General features: G+C 65.3%; 17 protein-coding genes. 7 read left to right on the top strand and 10 right to left on the bottom strand.

What is annotated here, in order from left to right:
* Positions 1-19: 19 nt before the first annotated feature.
* Together HK401_RS15970 and HK401_RS15975 are read right to left on the bottom strand one after the other, a co-directional pair.
* Positions 20-697 (bottom strand): Maf family protein, encoded by a 678-nt coding sequence (locus HK401_RS15970; protein WP_181275636.1) that lies wholly within the window; start codon positions 695-697, stop codon positions 20-22.
* On the bottom strand, positions 694-1,674 hold the full coding sequence (locus HK401_RS15975; RefSeq protein WP_309136024.1) for an SGNH/GDSL hydrolase family protein: 981 nt from the start codon (positions 1,672-1,674) through the stop codon (positions 694-696). The genes HK401_RS15970 and HK401_RS15975 overlap by 4 nt, the downstream gene beginning before the upstream one ends.
* A 64-nt stretch (positions 1,675-1,738) precedes the next feature.
* Between HK401_RS15975 and HK401_RS15980 the strand changes: the two genes are divergently transcribed.
* The gene (locus HK401_RS15980) at positions 1,739-3,214 is read left to right on the top strand and encodes an AI-2E family transporter (protein ID WP_181275637.1); all 1,476 of its coding nucleotides are present in this window, start codon (positions 1,739-1,741) and stop codon (positions 3,212-3,214) included.
* A 146-nt stretch (positions 3,215-3,360) separates the two neighbouring features.
* Here the strand turns inward: HK401_RS15980 and greA are convergent, their stop codons facing one another.
* Together greA and HK401_RS15990 are read right to left on the bottom strand one after the other, a co-directional pair.
* Complete coding sequence (gene greA, locus HK401_RS15985; RefSeq protein ID WP_181275638.1) at positions 3,361-3,855, bottom strand: transcription elongation factor GreA; 495 nt, start codon at positions 3,853-3,855, stop codon at positions 3,361-3,363.
* 222 nt (positions 3,856-4,077) lie between these two features.
* Positions 4,078-4,503 carry a DUF4307 domain-containing protein gene (locus HK401_RS15990; RefSeq protein ID WP_181275639.1) on the bottom strand — a complete coding sequence of 142 codons (426 nt, stop codon included), beginning with the start codon at positions 4,501-4,503 and terminating at the stop codon, positions 4,078-4,080.
* A 123-nt stretch (positions 4,504-4,626) separates the two neighbouring features.
* On the opposite strand from HK401_RS15990, the gene mca reads away from it, so the two are divergent.
* Together mca and HK401_RS16000 are read left to right on the top strand one after the other, a co-directional pair.
* Positions 4,627-5,652, top strand: a complete 1,026-nt coding sequence (gene mca, locus HK401_RS15995) for a mycothiol conjugate amidase Mca (RefSeq protein ID WP_258234268.1) — start codon at positions 4,627-4,629, stop codon at positions 5,650-5,652.
* Entirely contained in the window at positions 5,649-6,062 is a 414-nt protein-coding gene (locus tag HK401_RS16000) for a hypothetical protein (protein WP_181275640.1), read from the top strand. The genes mca and HK401_RS16000 overlap by 4 nt, the downstream gene beginning before the upstream one ends.
* Positions 6,063-6,102: 40 nt before the next feature.
* On the opposite strand, the gene trhA is transcribed toward HK401_RS16000, so the two are convergent.
* Positions 6,103-6,888: a PAQR family membrane homeostasis protein TrhA gene (gene trhA, locus HK401_RS16005; RefSeq protein WP_181275641.1), complete on the bottom strand. Its 786-nt coding sequence runs from the start codon at positions 6,886-6,888 to the stop codon at positions 6,103-6,105.
* 103 nt (positions 6,889-6,991) lie between these two features.
* Here trhA and HK401_RS16010 point away from each other — a divergent pair, with 103 nt between their 5' ends.
* The gene (locus tag HK401_RS16010; RefSeq protein ID WP_181275642.1) at positions 6,992-7,753 is read left to right on the top strand and encodes an isoprenyl transferase; all 762 of its coding nucleotides are present in this window, start codon (positions 6,992-6,994) and stop codon (positions 7,751-7,753) included.
* Positions 7,754-7,947: 194 nt separating this feature from the next.
* Positions 7,948-9,255 carry an RNA 5'-3' helicase PhoH2 gene (gene phoH2 / locus HK401_RS16015; protein WP_181275704.1) on the top strand — a complete coding sequence of 436 codons (1,308 nt, stop codon included), beginning with the start codon at positions 7,948-7,950 and terminating at the stop codon, positions 9,253-9,255.
* A gap of 176 nt (positions 9,256-9,431) precedes the next feature.
* Here the strand turns inward: phoH2 and HK401_RS16020 are convergent, their stop codons facing one another.
* The 3 genes from HK401_RS16020 to glpX all read right to left on the bottom strand — a co-directional run bounded on the left by HK401_RS16020 (position 9,432) and on the right by glpX (position 12,755).
* Complete coding sequence (locus HK401_RS16020; protein ID WP_181275643.1) at positions 9,432-10,835, bottom strand: class II fumarate hydratase; 1,404 nt, start codon at positions 10,833-10,835, stop codon at positions 9,432-9,434.
* Positions 10,836-10,935: 100 nt separating this feature from the next.
* On the bottom strand, positions 10,936-11,562 hold the full coding sequence (locus tag HK401_RS16025; protein ID WP_181275644.1) for a carbonic anhydrase: 627 nt from the start codon (positions 11,560-11,562) through the stop codon (positions 10,936-10,938).
* 68 nt (positions 11,563-11,630) lie between these two features.
* Positions 11,631-12,755 (bottom strand): class II fructose-bisphosphatase, encoded by a 1,125-nt coding sequence (gene glpX, locus HK401_RS16030; protein WP_181275645.1) that lies wholly within the window; start codon positions 12,753-12,755, stop codon positions 11,631-11,633.
* A 117-nt stretch (positions 12,756-12,872) separates the two neighbouring features.
* Between glpX and HK401_RS16035 the strand changes: the two genes are divergently transcribed.
* Complete coding sequence (locus HK401_RS16035) at positions 12,873-13,523, top strand: DUF4245 domain-containing protein (RefSeq protein WP_309136025.1); 651 nt, start codon at positions 12,873-12,875, stop codon at positions 13,521-13,523.
* A gap of 26 nt (positions 13,524-13,549) precedes the next feature.
* Here the strand turns inward: HK401_RS16035 and HK401_RS16040 are convergent, their stop codons facing one another.
* Both HK401_RS16040 and xseA read right to left on the bottom strand, forming a co-directional pair.
* Positions 13,550-13,789: an exodeoxyribonuclease VII small subunit gene (locus tag HK401_RS16040; RefSeq protein ID WP_181275647.1), complete on the bottom strand. Its 240-nt coding sequence runs from the start codon at positions 13,787-13,789 to the stop codon at positions 13,550-13,552.
* Between the two features lie 72 nt (positions 13,790-13,861).
* Entirely contained in the window at positions 13,862-15,160 is a 1,299-nt protein-coding gene (gene xseA / locus HK401_RS16045; RefSeq protein ID WP_181275648.1) for an exodeoxyribonuclease VII large subunit, read from the bottom strand.
* Positions 15,161-15,261: 101 nt separating this feature from the next.
* Here xseA and HK401_RS16050 point away from each other — a divergent pair, with 101 nt between their 5' ends.
* Positions 15,262-16,278, top strand: a complete 1,017-nt coding sequence (locus HK401_RS16050; RefSeq protein ID WP_181275649.1) for a 4-hydroxy-3-methylbut-2-enyl diphosphate reductase — start codon at positions 15,262-15,264, stop codon at positions 16,276-16,278.
* Positions 16,279-16,286 lie beyond the last annotated feature (8 nt).

Genomic DNA, 16,286 nt, shown 5'->3' on the forward strand with positions numbered 1-16,286 from the left:
CATGCCGCCTTGACCGATCCTAGCGCTTCGACGACCACAGATCCGGCCAGAACAGCCCCATGTCGGTGACCGCTTCGCGCACCACGGGCAGACTGAGTCCGAGCACGGTGAGATGATCGCCGTCGAGGCGGTCGACGAAGGCGCCGCCGTAGCCGTCGATGGTCAGTGCTCCGGCGACGTGGAAGGGCTCCTCGGTGGCGATGTACGCCTCGAGTTCGTCCGGGGTCGGAGTGCCGATGAGCACCGAGGTGGTCGATCGCCGCGAACGCAGATCGGACAGCTCGAAGTCGACCGCCGACGTGTCACCATCGCGACTGCGTCTGAGCACGGCGACCGTGTGACCCGAATGCAGCTGCGTCCACTGACCGGCGATGTGAGTCCACACGGCACGGGTCCCTTCGGCGTCGCCGGGTTTGCCGATGGGGCGACCGTCGAATTCGAGGAGGGAGTCGCCGGCGATGACCACGATCGTCTCGGCGCTCGAGAGATCCTCGGGCGGGGAGGCGGTGATCCGGTCGATGACGGCCCGGGCCTTGGCCTGTGAGAGTGCGATCGTGAGATCGCCGACCGTTCCGGAGAAGTCGGATTCGATGGCGCGTTCGTCGACGTCGGAGACGATGATGAGCGGGTCGATCCCGGCGGCGGTGAGGATCTGACGTCGGGCGGGGGACTGGGAGGCCAGGACGACGGGGATCACGAGGCGGCCGCCGGGCTGCCGGTTGCCGGGCTGTCGGTCTCCGCGGGCTCGACTTGCGGAGTGTCGGTGGCCGGGCTGTCTGGCTGCGGGGATGGCGAGAACTCGTGCCGACGTGCGGTCTCACCCTTCTCAGGCACATCGAGGCTGCGGTCGACGACGACCGGTGCTTCGATGCGTTCGGCGATCGCGGCGAGCAGGGTCGAGGACAGCTGCGCGTAGCCGAGTTCGCTGGGATAGCGACCCGATTCGTTGAGCAGGGACCGTCGCGTCGTCCCGCTCAGGGCCCCGGTCGCCCGGAGCGGAACGGCCCGCGCGGACAGTGCGGCCAGCCACTGAGATCCTGCCAGGACTCGGGAGGTGCGCCGCATCGACGTCTTGAGCGGATCGCGCAGACCTGGCAGGCCCCCGAGGTTGGGACAGACGAGGACGAAGACCGTGTAGCGGCCCTCGCGTTGGAGCCGGTTGATGGCCTGATTGAGGATCGGAATGCCGATCGTCGCCTGGATCGGGTGGATGATGTCGCCGGTGCCGATCGAGATGATGGCGAATCGCCGGGATTCGCTCCACTGCGCCGAGAGCTGCCGTGAGAGCCAGGGGGAGCGGAGCACCTCGTCGACCTGCTGGTGCAGATCCTCCGACAGGGCCGAAGGCCGTGCGGTCGACTGCACTCTCACGGTGGTGCCGAGCATGCGGGCCAGGCCGCGTCCGATGAGGGTGGGCGGTGCGTGCTCGGCATCGAGGTCGACTCCGCACAGCCAGGAGTCACCGATCACGGCCAGGGCGGCCGAATCATCATCGTCGCGGTGAGGCGGGGCGGCGATCACCTCGGCGATGGTGGGATACGGGCGGTTCTCGTCATCGTCGAAGGCGAGCCGAAGCGAGCCTGCCTGATGACGGAGGAGGCCCACCGCCGACGCCCCGGCGCCGAAGGCCGTCGCGCCCATGGTGGCCAACGTGTAGATGATGCGTTTTCCCACGGATTTCCCTCCTCAGCGGTCATCATTGCACCTTTGTCGGCGCATCAACAACTATTGTTGAGGCATGACCGATAACGACCAACAGCAATCCCCGAGCCGATTCCGTGGGGCGTGGGAGGCGTTCCGGCGAGGACGTGATTCCTCCCGCACCCAATCCGAACCCGCAGTCCAGGAGCCGCAGGAAGTCAGCCCCGAGGAGATCGCGCTCAGCCGCATCGAGGCCGAAGCCAAGCCGTACGTGTCTCCCGGCCTCAAGCTCGCTGCGGCCTGGTCCTGGCGGTCGATCGTCGTTCTCGTCGCCATCGGCGTGGCCCTGTGGCTGCTGTCGAAGATCTCGAGCGTCGTCCTTCCGGTGCTCATCGCACTGCTCCTCGCCGCGCTGCTCGCGCCCCTGACCGGATGGCTGGTGAAGAAGGGCATCCCTCGGGCCGGATCCGCGGCGATCGCCTTCATCGGCTTCATCGTCGTCGTGCTCGGCCTCTTCGGCCTCGTCGGTCAGCAGATCTACTCGGGCATGCCCGACCTCGTCAAGCAGGTCATCGCGGGTGTCTCCGGCATCAGCAGCTGGTTGGCGACGAGCCCCTTCGGGATCGATTCCTCGACGATCTCCGGCTATATCGACGAGGGCATCAAGACCGCCACGAACTTCTTCCAGAACAACAGCAGCCAGCTCCTCGGCGGCGCACTCGAAGCCACCTCATCGGTCGGCACGTTCCTCACCGGCATGGCCGTGTGCCTGTTCACGACGTTCTTCTTCCTCTATGACGGGCAGAACATCTTCAAATGGGTGATGGGGCTGCTGCCGATCCCGGCGCGTCCCGTCGCCACCGGTGCCGCGCAGCGGGGCTGGACCACTCTCGTCCAGTACGTCCGTGTCCAGGTTCTCGTCGCCGCCGTCGATGCCGTCGGCATCGGCATCGGCGCCGCGTTCCTCGGCATTCCGCTGGTCATCCCCATGACGGTGCTCGTGTTCCTGACCTCGTTCGTCCCCGTGGTCGGTGCGATCGCCTCGGGAGCCGTGGCCGTGCTCGTCGCCCTGGTCTCGAACGGTCTCATCGCCGCCGTCATCATGCTCGCCGTCGTCATCGCCGTGCAGCAGATCGAAAGCCAGGTGCTCCAGCCCTTCCTCATGGGCAAGGCGGTCTCCGTCCACCCGCTGGCCGTGATTCTCGCGGTCACCGGGGGCGGCTTCCTCTTCGGCATCGTCGGCGCCCTCTTCGCCGTTCCGCTGGTCGCCGTCGTCAACAGCGTGGTCAGCTACATCGTCCGCGCGGGCGGATCCGACGAGGCGGGTGACTCCGACGAGACGGGCGATCCGCCAGCAGATCCCGATGCGAGGGAGGCCGCCGAGGTGCTCGATGCCGCCGAGGAGCGACTCACCGAGGCGGTCAAGGACTCCGCGGCGAAGTCCGACGGTGCGTCGTCGACGGGGGAGACCGATGCCGCCGGAGCCGGAGCGGATTCCGCGGAATCCGCTCCCTCGGATCCGGCCGGACCGGATGAGAGCGGGCCGCATGGAGCCGGAGGCCGGAGGAAGTGAGAGCCGCCGCGGCATCTCGGTGAAAACGGCAGGTGACCTGAATGCGCAGGTGACCTGAATACACCGGGGCACACAGGTGATCTGAATACAGCAGTGGGCGGGTGACCATCACCCGCCCACTGCTGTCTGCGCTCCGGTCGCGTCGGTCAGCCGGTGAATGCCTCGACGGACTTGACCTTGACCTCGATGGTCTTGCCGTTGGGGGCCTCGTAGGACGAGGAGTCTCCGGCCTTGACGCCGAGTACGGCGGCACCGAGCGGTGACTTCTCCGAGAAGACGTCGATATCGGAATCGCCGGCGATCTCACGGTTGCCGAGCAGGAACCGCATCGAATTGCCTGCCACCTCGGCGGTGACGACGGTTCCCGGGGCCACGGTCTTGCCGTCGCCCTCGCTGGAACCGACCTTCGCGTTGCGCAGGAGCACTTCGAGCTGACGGATGCGTGCTTCCTGCTTGCCCTGCTCGTCGCGGGCGGCGTGGTAGCCGCTGTTCTCCTTCAAGTCACCCTCGTCACGGGCGGCTTCGATCTTCTCAGCAATCTCTGCACGACCCGGTCCGGAGAGATGCTCGAGTTCCTTCGACAGGCGGTCAAAGGCTTCCTGGGTCAACCATGTCTCTTCCTGGGTGACTTCCTCGGTCATGACTTCTCCTTCTTCGGTTCGGTGCACTGACGGGCGTGTCAGGCAACGAAAAAACCGGGCGTATGGGCACGCCCGGAAGTTGAATGAAACTACAGTATAACGCATCTGTCGTGAAAGACGATGAGCTGGGTCACTCCCGGAATGTCACGGCCGTGCGGTCGGTCACAGGCGAACGGCGAGTTCGGGGCCGAACCGGGTATGAAGCCGAGGCGAAGGGCCGTGCTATTCGAACCAGCAGGAGTCGACATGCCCCGATGCGGCCAGCTGCGTCGTGGCCAGATCGATGTCGAGCTGCCTCGGCGAATTCGGATCGTTGTCGGCAGCGGCCGGCACGGTCACTTCGGTGAAGCCGACGACCGCCTCGTTGTCGTTCGTGGCCTGGACGATGCAGTGCACATCACGGGTCCGGTCGGGAAATATTCCGACGGTGACCTGCGTTGAAGAGGAGTCGACAACCGAATAGTCGAGTGTGCGCGGCGTCGTCGGATCCGTCTGCGGACGGAAGGCCCAGACGGCGATGACCACGGCGACGGCGAGAACGGCTGCTGCGGCAATGATCTTCGACGTGCGGGTCAGGCCGCGCTTGGGCGTACGGGTCCGACCGTACCGATCATCCTGCAGCGGCCTGTCCACTGTTACCTCAGTCATTGAATTCCTTTTTGAGAACATCGCGCACTAACCTAGAGTAGTCGATTCTCTGCCCGCGATCATGTCAGCCGCGGTGCGGGCAGTGAGAGGTCGCCGGCTGATTCGAAAGGGACGATCAAGGACATGACTTCGCTTCCGTACCATGGGCTGCGTCTGCTGGCGGTCCATGCCCACCCCGATGACGAATCCTCGAAGGGTGCGGCCACGAGCGCGAAGTACGCATCACTGGGAGCCCGGGTCCTCATCGCCACGATGACCGGCGGCGAGGCGGGCGACATCCTCAACCCTGCGCTGCTCCAGTCCCCGAAGGCCAGCCGGGACATCGCCGGTCTCCGCCGCGAGGAGATGGCCGCCGCGGCCTCCGCGCTCGGAGCCGAACACGTCTGGGTCGGGCACGTCGACTCCGGTCTGCCCGACGGCGACTTCGACAATCAGACACCGCCCGGCTGCTTCTACCGGGTCCCCGACGAGGTGGCGATGCTGCCGCTCGTCCACATCATCCGCACCTTCCGCCCGCAGGTGGTGACCACGTATGACGAGCTCGGAGGCTACCCGCACCCCGATCACATCAAGAACCACGCGGTGACCATGGCCGCCGTCGCCGCAGCCGCCGATCCTGCCGCGCACCCCGAGCTGGGGGAGGCCTGGCAGGTGCAGAAGGTCTACTACAACCAGGACCTGTCGGCGAAGAAGTGGATCACCATCCACGAGAAGATGCTCGAGGCTGGACTCGAATCCCCCTTCGCGGACCACCTCGAGGACTTCAAGAAGCGGGACAACCAACGCAACAACTGGCTGAGCACCAGGATCGACTGCGGTGAGTTCTTCCCGTCCAGGGACAGGGCGCTGCTGTCCCATGCCACCCAGATCGACCCGGAGGGCGGATTCTTCTCCGCCTCACGCAAGGCCGCCCGCACCTATTGGCCCACAGAGGAGTTCGAGCTCGCCACCGACCTCACCGGCCGGGAGCCGCTGACGCCGGGAGTCGACTTCCAGGAGGATGACCTGTTCGCCTCTGTGACCTTCGACGACGGCCGCCGCGTCCCCGCAGAGGGAATGCTTCCGAAGTCGCCGGAAACTGAGACAGAGGCCGGGGCCGAGACCGGTGCCGAGGCCACGATGTCGACCGAAAGCGATTCCCCCGCATGATCCTCGCCTCCACCCCAGCATCGACGCCCGACGGCACCGCCCCTGACCCCGACCTGGTGACCCCGGGAACGATCGGATTCCTCGTCACCTTGGCCGTGGTCATCGTCGTGATCTTCCTCATCCGCGACGCCCTCCGCCGCGTTCGTCGGGTGCGGGCACGCTCCGGCACCAGCGACGCCTACCCGATTCCGCTGCGCAGGCATGTCGTGCCGAATCAGTCGACGCTCTCGGGCCCGGAAGAACCGGAAGCAGAGGACACATCCGCCGAGGCAGCCCCTTCCCCGGATGATGACGCTGGCAGCGTTGACACGAAGTCAGATGGCACACATGGCACTGGCGCAGAGTCAGAAGGCACTGAAGGCGATGGCACGAAGCCAGACGACGCCGACGGCTCTGACCCGAGGTCATGAACACACACGAGCCGGCCTGAACCGCTGGAGCTCAGTCCACTCAGCACACCGCGACAGCCGCGACGATGAGCGCGGCGAGGTGGCAGCCATAGCCGAAGATCGTCAGGATGTGGAAGATCTCGTGGAATCCCAACCACTTCGGTGACGGGTTCGGGCGTTTGATCCCATAGATCACGGCCCCAGCGATATAGCAGACCCCGCCGAGGACGATGAGGAGGCCGACGGCGGGAATCGTCTCCCAGATCTGGGGGATGTACCCGACTCCGGCCACACCGAAGCCGACGTAGATCGGAACGAAGAGCCACCTCGGCGCAGTGGTGAAGATCGTACGGAACGCCGCACCGAGAGCGGCGGCACCCCACAGCACCGACAGGAGCAGGATCGCCTGATCGGTGCGGAGCATGAGCACGGCCAGGGGTGTGTAGGTTCCGGCCGTGATGAGGAAGATGTTCGCGTGATCGAGCCGGCGCAGAACGAGGCGGGCTCGGGTGCGCCAGCGACCGCGGTGGTAGACGGCGGAGGTGCCGAAGAGCAGCATTCCGGTGATCGCGAAGATCGCGGCGGCGATGCGCGACTCGATCGTCGGCGAGATGATCACGAGGGCGAGTCCGCCGAACATCGCCAGTGGGAATGCGCCGGCATGGAACCAGCCGCGCAGCTTCGGCTTCACATGCCCGGCGAGCTTGGCCAGTTCGGCGCGCAGCGCGGAACGACGACGGGCGACGCGGTCCGGACGGGCCGGGAGCGCATTGTCACGGCCAGCGGCATCGGCTGAACGGGAATCATCGGGGACGAGTGCTGAGGACTCGGTGACCGGAGCATTCATGCCCCTATCGTACCGAGCGGGGCTGAGGCCTCATTCAGCGAATCCGGCTAGTAGTCTGTATGGTGTTCGAACCGACCCGCGACCAACGTGAAAGAGGACAGCTGTGGCTCGACCGGTGAACCTGCTGTATCGGCTGTACGAGCGACGGCTCAAACGCGAGCTCGACAAGTCGGTCCCGGTTCCGCGCCACGTCGGCGTCATCACCGACGGCAACCGCCGGTGGGCCAAGGAATTCGGTGCCACCACCGCCGACGGACACCGAGCGGGAGCGGCGAAGATCGTCGAATTCCTCGGCTGGTGCTTCGAGATCGACGTCGAGATCGTCACCCTCTACGTCCTGTCCAAGGAGAATCTTGCGCGTTCGGTCGACGAGGTCGAGATCCTCATCGAGATCATCTCCGATCTCGTCGAGAAGATCGCGGCCCTCGACGGCGTCGGCGTGCAGCTCGTCGGCGACCTCGACATCCTGCCCTCCGACCTGCGGGCGCGACTGGAAGCGGTGACGACGAACACCGACTGCGGAATGCGAGTCAACGTGGCCGTCGGCTACGGCGGTCGACAGGAGATCGTCAACGCGGTGCGCTCACTGCTCCGCACGCGCAGCGACGAGGGCACAGATCTTGAGACGATCATCTCGGAACTCTCACCTGAGCAGATCGGCGAACACCTCTACACGAAGGGGCAGCCGGATCCGGACCTCATCATCCGCTCCTCCGGCGAGCAGCGGCTCTCCGGCTTCCTCATGTGGCAGAGCGCCTACTCCGAGTTCTACTTCTGCGAGGCCTACTGGCCCGACTTCAGGCGCACCGACTTCCTTCGCGCCGTGCGCGACTACGGCCTGCGTCAACGGCGGTTCGGCAAGTAGGACGAACCGCCTCGGCGGGGGTGCGGGCATCGCCCATTCACACGAAGTTCATGACGCCGACTTTCCCGAACGCGCGTGCCGGTACCGATCCCGGCCGCGAACGGGGTTAGGTTGGCAGTAGTTGGTCGACACCAACCCGAGATCGGGGGATGTCAGAACCGGATCTCGGCGGAACTCACGCCACAGAGGTCCTCATGGCTAAAAATGTCCACACCTACGTTCTCGACACCTCGGTGCTGCTCTCGGATCCCGGCGCGCTTCTGCGCTTCGCCGAACACCATGTCGTCATCCCGCTCATCGTCGTCTCCGAACTCGAGGCGAAACGCAACCATCCCGAACTCGGCTTCACCGCACGCAAGGCCCTGCACATCCTCGACGACTTCCGGTCGGACTTCGACCGGCTGGATGAGCCCATCCCCGTCGGAGACGCGGGAGGGACCCTGCGGGTCGAACTCAACCACATCGACGCCTCGACGATGCCGATCGGATTCGACCGCACGGAGAACGACACGCGCATCCTTGCCGTGGCCCGCAATCTCTCGGCCGAGGGCCACGACGTAGTGGTGGTGACCAAGGACGTGCCGATGCGCGTCAAGGCCTCGGCGCTGGGGCTGCACGCCGAAGAATACCTCGCTGAGCTCGCCACCGACTCCAGATTCACGGGGATGAGTGAGATCGGCTTCGACGACGAGCAGATGAGTGAGTTCTACGATTCGGGGTCGGTGGTCACCGAGGACGTCTCGGACGAGATCGTCAACACCGGTGTCGTCATCACCTCCCCGCGCGGTTCCGGGCTCGGGCGGGTGCAGCCAGGCAATCGGGTGAGCATGGTGCGTGGGGACCGGGACATCTTCGGCGTCCACGGTCGGTCGGCCGAACAGCGCATCGCCATCGACATGCTGCTCGACGATGCGCTGGGAATCGTGTCACTGGGAGGGCGAGCCGGAACGGGGAAGTCCGCGCTGGCCCTCATGGCGGGGCTGCAGAAGGTACTCGAGGAGAACAAGCACTCGAAGATCATGGTCTTCCGCCCGATCTATGCAGTCGGCGGGCAGAGCCTCGGCTTCCTTCCCGGCAGCGAGGGGGAGAAGATGAACCCCTGGGCCGAGGCGGTGTTCGACACGCTCAGCGCTCTGGTGAGCAAGAACGTCATCGACGAGGTGGTCAACCGAGGGATCCTCGAGGTGCTTCCGCTCACCCACATCCGCGGCCGTTCACTCCACGATGCGTTCGTCATCGTCGATGAGGCGCAGTCGCTGGAACGCAACGTGCTGCTCACGGTGCTCTCACGGATCGGGATGAATTCGAAGGTGGTGCTCACCCACGATGTCGCCCAGCGTGACAACCTGCGCGTAGGACGCCATGACGGAATCGCCGCGGTGATCGAGAAGCTCAAGGGCCACGAACTCTTCGCCCACGTCACGCTGACGCGGTCGGAGCGCTCGGAGATCGCGGCCCTGGTCACCGATGTGCTCGAGGAGTTCGATCCGTTCCGGTCCTGAACTCGGCGCCCGCGTCACCGACCGCTCAGGTCACCGCCGTTGTATCGCGCTATGCGGCGAGCTGTCGGCAGCAACGTGAGCGGTCGGCGGCAACGTGAGCGGTCGGTGCAGAGGCACGAAACGGCGCCCGGACGATGTCGGCCGGGCGCCGTGATCTGATCAGGCAGGTCTGATGCTTACTTGTAGCTGCCGATCATCGTGGTGACGTCGAGGGCCTTGTCGAGGTCGGCTTCGGTGATCGAACCGTTCTCGACGAAGCCGAGGTCGATCGTCGCTTCCTTGACGGTCATCTTGTTGGCCACGGCGTGCTTGGCGATCTTCGCGGCCGCCTCGTAGCCGATGACCTTGTTGAGCGGGGTGACGATCGAGGGGCTCGCCTCGGCGAGGAAGCGGGCGCGCTCCTCGTTGGCGGCCAGCCCGTTGATCATCTTCTCGGCCATCACGGTCGAGGCGTTGGCGAGCAGTCGGATCGACTCGAGCAGGTTCGAGGCCATCACGGGAATGCCCACGTTGAGTTCGAAGGCGCCGTTGGTCGAGGACAGGGACACCGAGGTGTCGTTGCCGATGACCTGGGCCGCGACCTGGATCGTCGCCTCACAGATGACCGGGTTGACCTTGCCGGGCATGATCGACGAACCGGGCTGCAGATCGGGGATCGCGATTTCGCCGAGGCCGGTGTTCGGTCCTGAACCCATCCAGCGCAGATCGTTGCAGATCTTCATGTAGCCGTAGGCGATGGTGCGCAGCTGGCCGGAGGCTTCGACGAGTCCGTCGCGGTTGGCCTGGGCCTCGAAGTGATTGCGTGCCTCGGTGATGGGCAGCCCGGTCTCCTCGGCGAGGATCTCGACGACACGGGAGGAGAATCCGTCGGGGGTGTTGATGCCGGTGCCCACGGCAGTTCCGCCCTGCGGGACCTCGGCGACGCGGGGGAGTGAGGCTTCGATGCGTTCGATGCCGTAGCGGATCTGAGCTGCATAGCCGCCGAACTCCTGGCCGAGGGTGACCGGGGTGGCGTCCATGAGGTGGGTGCGGCCGGACTTGACGATGGAGGAGAACTCCTCGGCCTTCTTCTCCAGCGAGGTCGCCAGCGTGTCCATGGCCGGGATCAGGGTGTTGACCAGTGCCTTGGTCACGGCCAGGTGCACCGAGGTGGGGAAGACGTCGTTCGAGGACTGCGAGGCATTGACGTGGTCGTTGGGGTGGACGTCGACGCCGTCGGCCTCGAGGGCCTTCGTCGCGAGCGAGGCGAGGACCTCGTTGGTGTTCATGTTCGACGAGGTGCCCGACCCGGTCTGGAACACATCGATGGGGAAGTGGGTGTCGTACTTGCCGGCGATGACTTCGTCGGCGGCGTTCTGGATCGCGGTGGAGCGAGCCTCGTCGAGGACTCCGAGCTCGAGGTTGGCCTTGGCCGCGGCCTTCTTGACCTGGGCCAGGGCGGCGATGTGTGCCGATTCGAGGGTCTTGCCCGAGATCGGGAAGTTCTCCACCGCGCGCTGTGTCTGCGCACTGTAGAGGGCGTCCTTGGGGACCTTCACTTCTCCCATGGTGTCGTGTTCGATGCGAAACTCTTCGCTCATGTCTGTCCTTTCCGACTTGCTGCCGTGGAATGATTCCGGGGCGTGATGGATCTGTGTGGTGACGTCGTGGCGGCGTCTCTTCTGGGCCCGCGGGCCCGGGTCAGGACGCGTAGGTGGAGACAGCCGCCTCGTCGCCTCCGTACTGGGCGACGACCGTGGTCCGGCCGTCGTGGAGCTGATAGGTGAGTCCGACGATGATCAGTCGCCCCTCATCGACCGCGCGGGCGATGAGGGAGGAGAGCTGCATGATCTTGTCGACGGTGTCGATGGTGTTCTGGACGACGGTCTCGTTCACCGTGGTGCGGTCGTTCTTGCGCGCACGGGCAACGGTGGGCAGGATCCTCGCGACGACGTCGGAGATGAACCCCGGGGGAGTCTCACCGGTGTCGTAGGCGTTGTAGGCCGCAGTGACAGCTCCGCAGCTGTCATGCCCGAGCACGACGAGCAGCGGAGTGCCGAGCATCTCGACTCCGTACTCGAGCGAACCCAAAGTCACCGGATCGACGACCTGGCCGGCGTTGCGCACGACGAACATGTCTCCGAGGCCGACGTCGAAGATCATCTCCGCGGCCACCCGGGAGTCGGCGCAGCCGAAGAGCGTGACGAACGGAGCCTGATCGCCAGTGACCGCTTCTCGTCGAGCGGTGTCCTGATTCGGGTGTTCGGGCTCATCGCTGACGAAGCGCCGGTTGCCTTCGATCAAGCGGTTCCACGCGTTGTTGGGCATTGTGATCAGACCTGCTTCCAGTGGCGATGGATATGTGTGCGCTGCTCGGCGTGTGTAGGGGCTCCGACTCAGATGAGTCCGCGACGCGCCGCTTCTTCGGCTGCCTCGACATAGGAGTGGGTCTTCGCGGACTGGTGCTCGGCGAAGACCTGTCGGACGGTGCCCGACTTCGAGCGCATGACGAGTGAGTGAGTGGTGACGTGCCCGCCCTGGAACTTCACGCCGTCGAGCAGGTCGCCGTTGGTGATGCCGGTGGCCACGAAGTAGCTGTTGTCGCCGGTGACGAGGTCGTCGGTGTTGAGGACCTGGTTGACGTCGAGTCCGGCCTTGGCGGCGGCATCGCGTTCGGAGTCATCCTGGGGCCAGAGACGACCCTGGATGACACCGCCGAGTGCCTTGATGGCGCATGCGGTGATGATGCCCTCCGGGGTGCCGCCGATGCCCATGAGCATGTCGACGCCGGTGCCGGGACGGCACGCGGCGATGGCGCCTGCGACGTCACCATCGGTGATGAGCTGGATTCGGGCGCCGGCGGCGCGGATCTCATCGATCATCTGCTGGTGGCGGGGGCGGTCGAGGATCATCACGGTGACGGAACCGGGATCCTTCGTGCCCTTCGCCTTGGCGACGCGGCGGATGTTCTCGGCGATCGGCAGGCGCAGGTCCACAGCATCGGCCGCTTCGGGGCCGGTGACGAGCTTCTCCATATAGAACACTGCGGATGGGTCGTACATCGCACCGTCTTCGGTGACCGCCATGACCGAGATCGCATTGGGCATGCCCAGCGCGGTCAGGCGGGTGCCGTCGATGGGGTCAACGGCGACGTCGCAGTGCGGGCCGGTGCCGTCGCCGACCTGCTCACCGTTGAAGAGCATCGGAGCTTCGTCCTTCTCGCCCTCTCCGATGACGACGGTGCCGGCCATGCGGACGGTGGAGATGACGTTGCGCATCGCTGCCACGGCGGCTCCGTCGGCTGCGTTCTTGTCACCGCGGCCGACCCAGGGAGCGGCAGCGATTGCCGCGGCCTCAGTGACTCTCACGAGTTCGAGTGCGAGGTTGCGGTCGGGCGCGTCCTCACTGACCTGTGCTTTCTGCGACCATGCATCGGTCACGGCAACGGGGGGAGTCTCGTCGTCGACTCGTCCGCGGTCATGGTGAGATTTCACGTCAACAGGCTCTTTGGAGTCACTCATGCCTCCAATTGTGCCACCCCTGTGATGAGGGTCGCGACAGCGGTATCGGGTTGTGGCGTCGGCCACCTCGGAGCGTGGGGATTGGCTCTTGGCACCCCAGCCGAGGACAATGGCGATGTGAATGTCCGAAATGCTGCCGACGAGGCGGGTACCCGAACGGTCGTCAACGACTCGATCTCGGGCCCCAAGGGAGAGTCCATGGCTGACGAGTCCGGAGCGATGTTGCCGGGTTCTCGGGAAGAGATGCGCTTCCTGCGGAAGAACTCGAACTGGGTGAACATGGTCATCGCCATCCTCGCGTGTCTGGCGGTGGCAGTGGGGATCCTGTTCATCGCGCCTCAGCCGGAGGTCGATTCCGAACGCGTCGTCGATTATCAGGGCATCGCCGAGCAGTCCGAAGGCAACGCGGACTTCGACCTCATCGTGCCGCAGATCCCTCAAGGCTGGTCGGCCAACGAAGCGACCCTTGATCGCCTCAATGACTCAGAGTTCCTCTCCTGGTACATGTCCTTCATCGGCACCGACGATCAGTGGGTGAGCATCGAGCAGTCCAAGGCCAGCGCGAACTGGGCGAAGAATAAGACTGATGACGCCGTCGCCGCTGAGAAGGTCACCGTCGGTGGAGCCGACTTCCAGATCTACCGCACCGATGAAGCGAAGGAATACTGGGTCACGCATAAGGGCGACGTGTATGTCGTCATGACGGCTACAGCCGCGCCGGACACGATCAACTCCTTCGCCGACCAGGTGGCCGCGCAGCTGAAGTGAGCCGCCGGCTCACTCCGCGTCGTCGCTCACTCCGCGTCGTCGGAGGTCTCCTCGCGTGCCTTGTCGAGCCGTTCGCGGGCACCGTTGAGCCATGACTGGCAGCGGTCGGCCAAGGCTTCTCCGCGTTCCCAGAGGCGCAGTGACTCCTCGAGCGGCAGATTGCCGGTTTCGAGTCGTTTGACGGTCATGACGAGTTCCTCACGCGCCTGCTCGTAGCTCAGCGTGCTGATTTCGGGCTGGTCCTGTGCGGTCGTCGGTTCGGTCATCGTGGTCTCCTTCTCATGGTGTGGTGTCTGTCTGTTGGTGCGATGTCGATTCGCAGTGATGCGGCGCAGTGGTCAGTCGGCTGGCTCGGTCTCGGGTGTGACTTCGGTGATATCGGCATCGAAGCGTCCGTGCGCGACACGCACGTGGACCGTGTCCCCGGCGGCCACCTCGGCGGCATCGCGGACCGCCTGGCCTGCATCGGTCTGGACGACGGCATAGCCGCGTTCGAGGGTACGCAGCGGCGAGAGCGATCGTGCCTGGGAGCGGAGATGCTGAATCTCGTTCTGAGCCTGAATGAGCAGTCCGTTCGCTGCCTGCAGGCTGCGGCGGCGGATCATCGTCAGTTCGTTCTCATGCGCGGTGATCATTGTCTGCGGTTCGGCCAGCACAGGCCGTGAGCGTACGGCGGTGAGCATCTCCTGTTCGCGGTCGAGGATGCGATTGACCGCAGCTTCGAGTTCGGCACGGGCCCGCAGCAGGTTCATTCCCTCCTCGGCGACATCAGGAACGATGCGTTTGGCCGCGTCCGTCGGCGTCGAGGCGCGCATATCAGCGACCTCGTCGAGGATCGGACGGTCGGCCTCGTGCCCGATCGCCGAGACCACCGGGGTCCGGGCCGAGGACACAGCTCGGACGAGTGCCTCATTGGAGAACGGGAGGAGATCCTCCATGCTGCCGCCGCCGCGGGCGATGACGATCACGTCGATGTTCGGGTCCTCGTCGAGCTCGGCGAGGTTCTTCATCACCCCGGGCACGGCGTCGGGGCCCTGCACGGCGCAGTTGCGGATCTCGAACTCCGCCGCGGGCCACCGCAGGTGCACATTGCGTACGACGTCCTTCTGCGCATCCGATTCACGTCCGGTGATCAGGCCGATCCGGTTCGGCAGGAAGGGAAGCCGGAGTTTCCGGCCCGGGTCGAAGAGTCCTTCGGCGGCCAGCTGCTTCTTCAGCCGTTCGAGCCGGGCGAGCAGTTCGCCGAGGCCGACGGCGCGGATGTCGTTGGCCCGCATCGTCAGCCGTCCGGTCTTCGTCCAGAAGTCGGCCTTGAGGTTGGCGACGACGTGGCTGCCTTCGGTCAGGGGTGCGCCGGTGCGTTCGAGGACGTTCTTCCAGATCTGAACGGGTAGAGACATCTCGACATCGGTGTCGCGCAGGGTCAGGTAACTGGCTTTGCCGCGGTGGTTGAGCTCGACGACCTGCCCTTCGATCCACACGCTCGACATGCGGTCGATATAGGACTTCATCTTCGACGAGAGCAGGCTCAGCGGCCACGGGTTCTCCGCCGTGGTGTCGGCGGCTGTGGCGGCGAGTTCCTTCGGTTCGACGGCTTCGCCGAGCGTGCCGGGAGTCCCGGAGATGCGTTGTGCCATGGTGTGTCCCCTTCCGAACCCCCAGCCTAACGAACACCACTGACGTAGACCCACATCGCTGTGCGTGGGTGCTGTTGATGCGCCCGGCTTAGACTGGTCGGGTGAGTGCTGTCACCGTTCCCACACCGACGATTCCGCGCCGACGACTGCCGCGGAGTGAGATCCGCACCCCCGACGGCGGGCGGCAGAGAGTAATGCTGGCTGCTCCGCGCGGCTACTGCGCCGGGGTCGATCGTGCCGTCATCGCCGTCGAGCGCGCCATCGAACACTTCGGTGCCCCGATCTATGTGCGCAAGGAGATCGTGCACAATCGGCACGTCGTCGAGACACTGTCCGAACAGGGCGCAGTCTTCGTCGACGACACGACCGAGGTGCCGGAAGGGGCACGAGTCGTGTTCTCCGCCCACGGGGTCTCACCGACCGTCCACGCCGAGGCGGCCGACCGGTCGCTTGCCACGATCGATGCGACGTGTCCGCTGGTGACGAAGGTACATAAGGAGGCGATCCGCTTCGCACGGGACGGCTTCCGAATCCTGCTGGTCGGCCACGCCGGCCATGAGGAGGTCGAAGGCACGATGGGAGAGGCCCCCGAGCACATCACCCTGGTCCAGAATCCTGAGGAGGCACGCACCGTCGAGGTGCCTGAGTCCGAGAAGCTCGTGTGGATCTCCCAGACCACGCTGAGTGTCGACGAGACGATGGCCACCGTGAACATTCTGCGTCAACGCTTTCCTCAGCTGCAGGACCCGCCCAGTGACGACATCTGCTACGCCACCCAGAACCGGCAGGTCGCCGTGAAGAAGATCGCACCTGAGGCTGACCTTGTTCTCGTCGTCGGTTCGGCGAATTCATCGAACTCCGTGCGTTTGGTCGAAGTCGCCCTCGAACACGGGGCGAGGGCAGCGCATCGTGTCGACTTCGCCCGCGAGGTCGACGAGACCTGGTTCCATGATGTCGCCTCCGTCGGCGTCACTTCGGGAGCGAGTGTTCCGGAGAACCTCGTTCAGGACGTGCTGGCTCTGCTGGCCGACTATGGTTTCGAGGACGTCGACGAGGTCGTCACCGCCGAGGAGGATCTCATGTTCTCCCTGCCGAAGGAGCTGCGCAAGCTCGGCTGAGCAGCTCC

It is taken from the genome of Brevibacterium oceani (assembly GCF_013623835.1).
In the GTDB taxonomy this organism is placed as follows: Bacteria; Actinomycetota; Actinomycetes; order Actinomycetales; family Brevibacteriaceae; genus Brevibacterium; species Brevibacterium oceani.

Excerpts from the sequence above, each read along its gene's own strand:
- HK401_RS15980 (WP_181275637.1), top strand. The coding sequence starts at position 1,739 with ATGACCGATAACGACCAACAGCAATCCCCGAGCCGATTCCGTGGGGCG.
- greA (WP_181275638.1), bottom strand. The coding sequence starts at position 3,855 with ATGACCGAGGAAGTCACCCAGGAAGAGACATGGTTGACCCAGGAAGCC.
- HK401_RS15990 (WP_181275639.1), bottom strand. The coding sequence starts at position 4,503 with ATGACTGAGGTAACAGTGGACAGGCCGCTGCAGGATGATCGGTACGGT.
- mca (WP_258234268.1), top strand. The coding sequence starts at position 4,627 with ATGACTTCGCTTCCGTACCATGGGCTGCGTCTGCTGGCGGTCCATGCC.
- HK401_RS16000 (WP_181275640.1), top strand. The coding sequence starts at position 5,649 with ATGATCCTCGCCTCCACCCCAGCATCGACGCCCGACGGCACCGCCCCT.
- trhA (WP_181275641.1), bottom strand. The coding sequence starts at position 6,888 with ATGAATGCTCCGGTCACCGAGTCCTCAGCACTCGTCCCCGATGATTCC.
- phoH2 (WP_181275704.1), top strand. The coding sequence starts at position 7,948 with ATGGCTAAAAATGTCCACACCTACGTTCTCGACACCTCGGTGCTGCTC.
- HK401_RS16020 (WP_181275643.1), bottom strand. The coding sequence starts at position 10,835 with ATGAGCGAAGAGTTTCGCATCGAACACGACACCATGGGAGAAGTGAAG.
- HK401_RS16025 (WP_181275644.1), bottom strand. The coding sequence starts at position 11,562 with ATGCCCAACAACGCGTGGAACCGCTTGATCGAAGGCAACCGGCGCTTC.
- glpX (WP_181275645.1), bottom strand. The coding sequence starts at position 12,755 with ATGAGTGACTCCAAAGAGCCTGTTGACGTGAAATCTCACCATGACCGC.
- HK401_RS16040 (WP_181275647.1), bottom strand. The coding sequence starts at position 13,789 with ATGACCGAACCGACGACCGCACAGGACCAGCCCGAAATCAGCACGCTG.
- xseA (WP_181275648.1), bottom strand. The coding sequence starts at position 15,160 with ATGGCACAACGCATCTCCGGGACTCCCGGCACGCTCGGCGAAGCCGTC.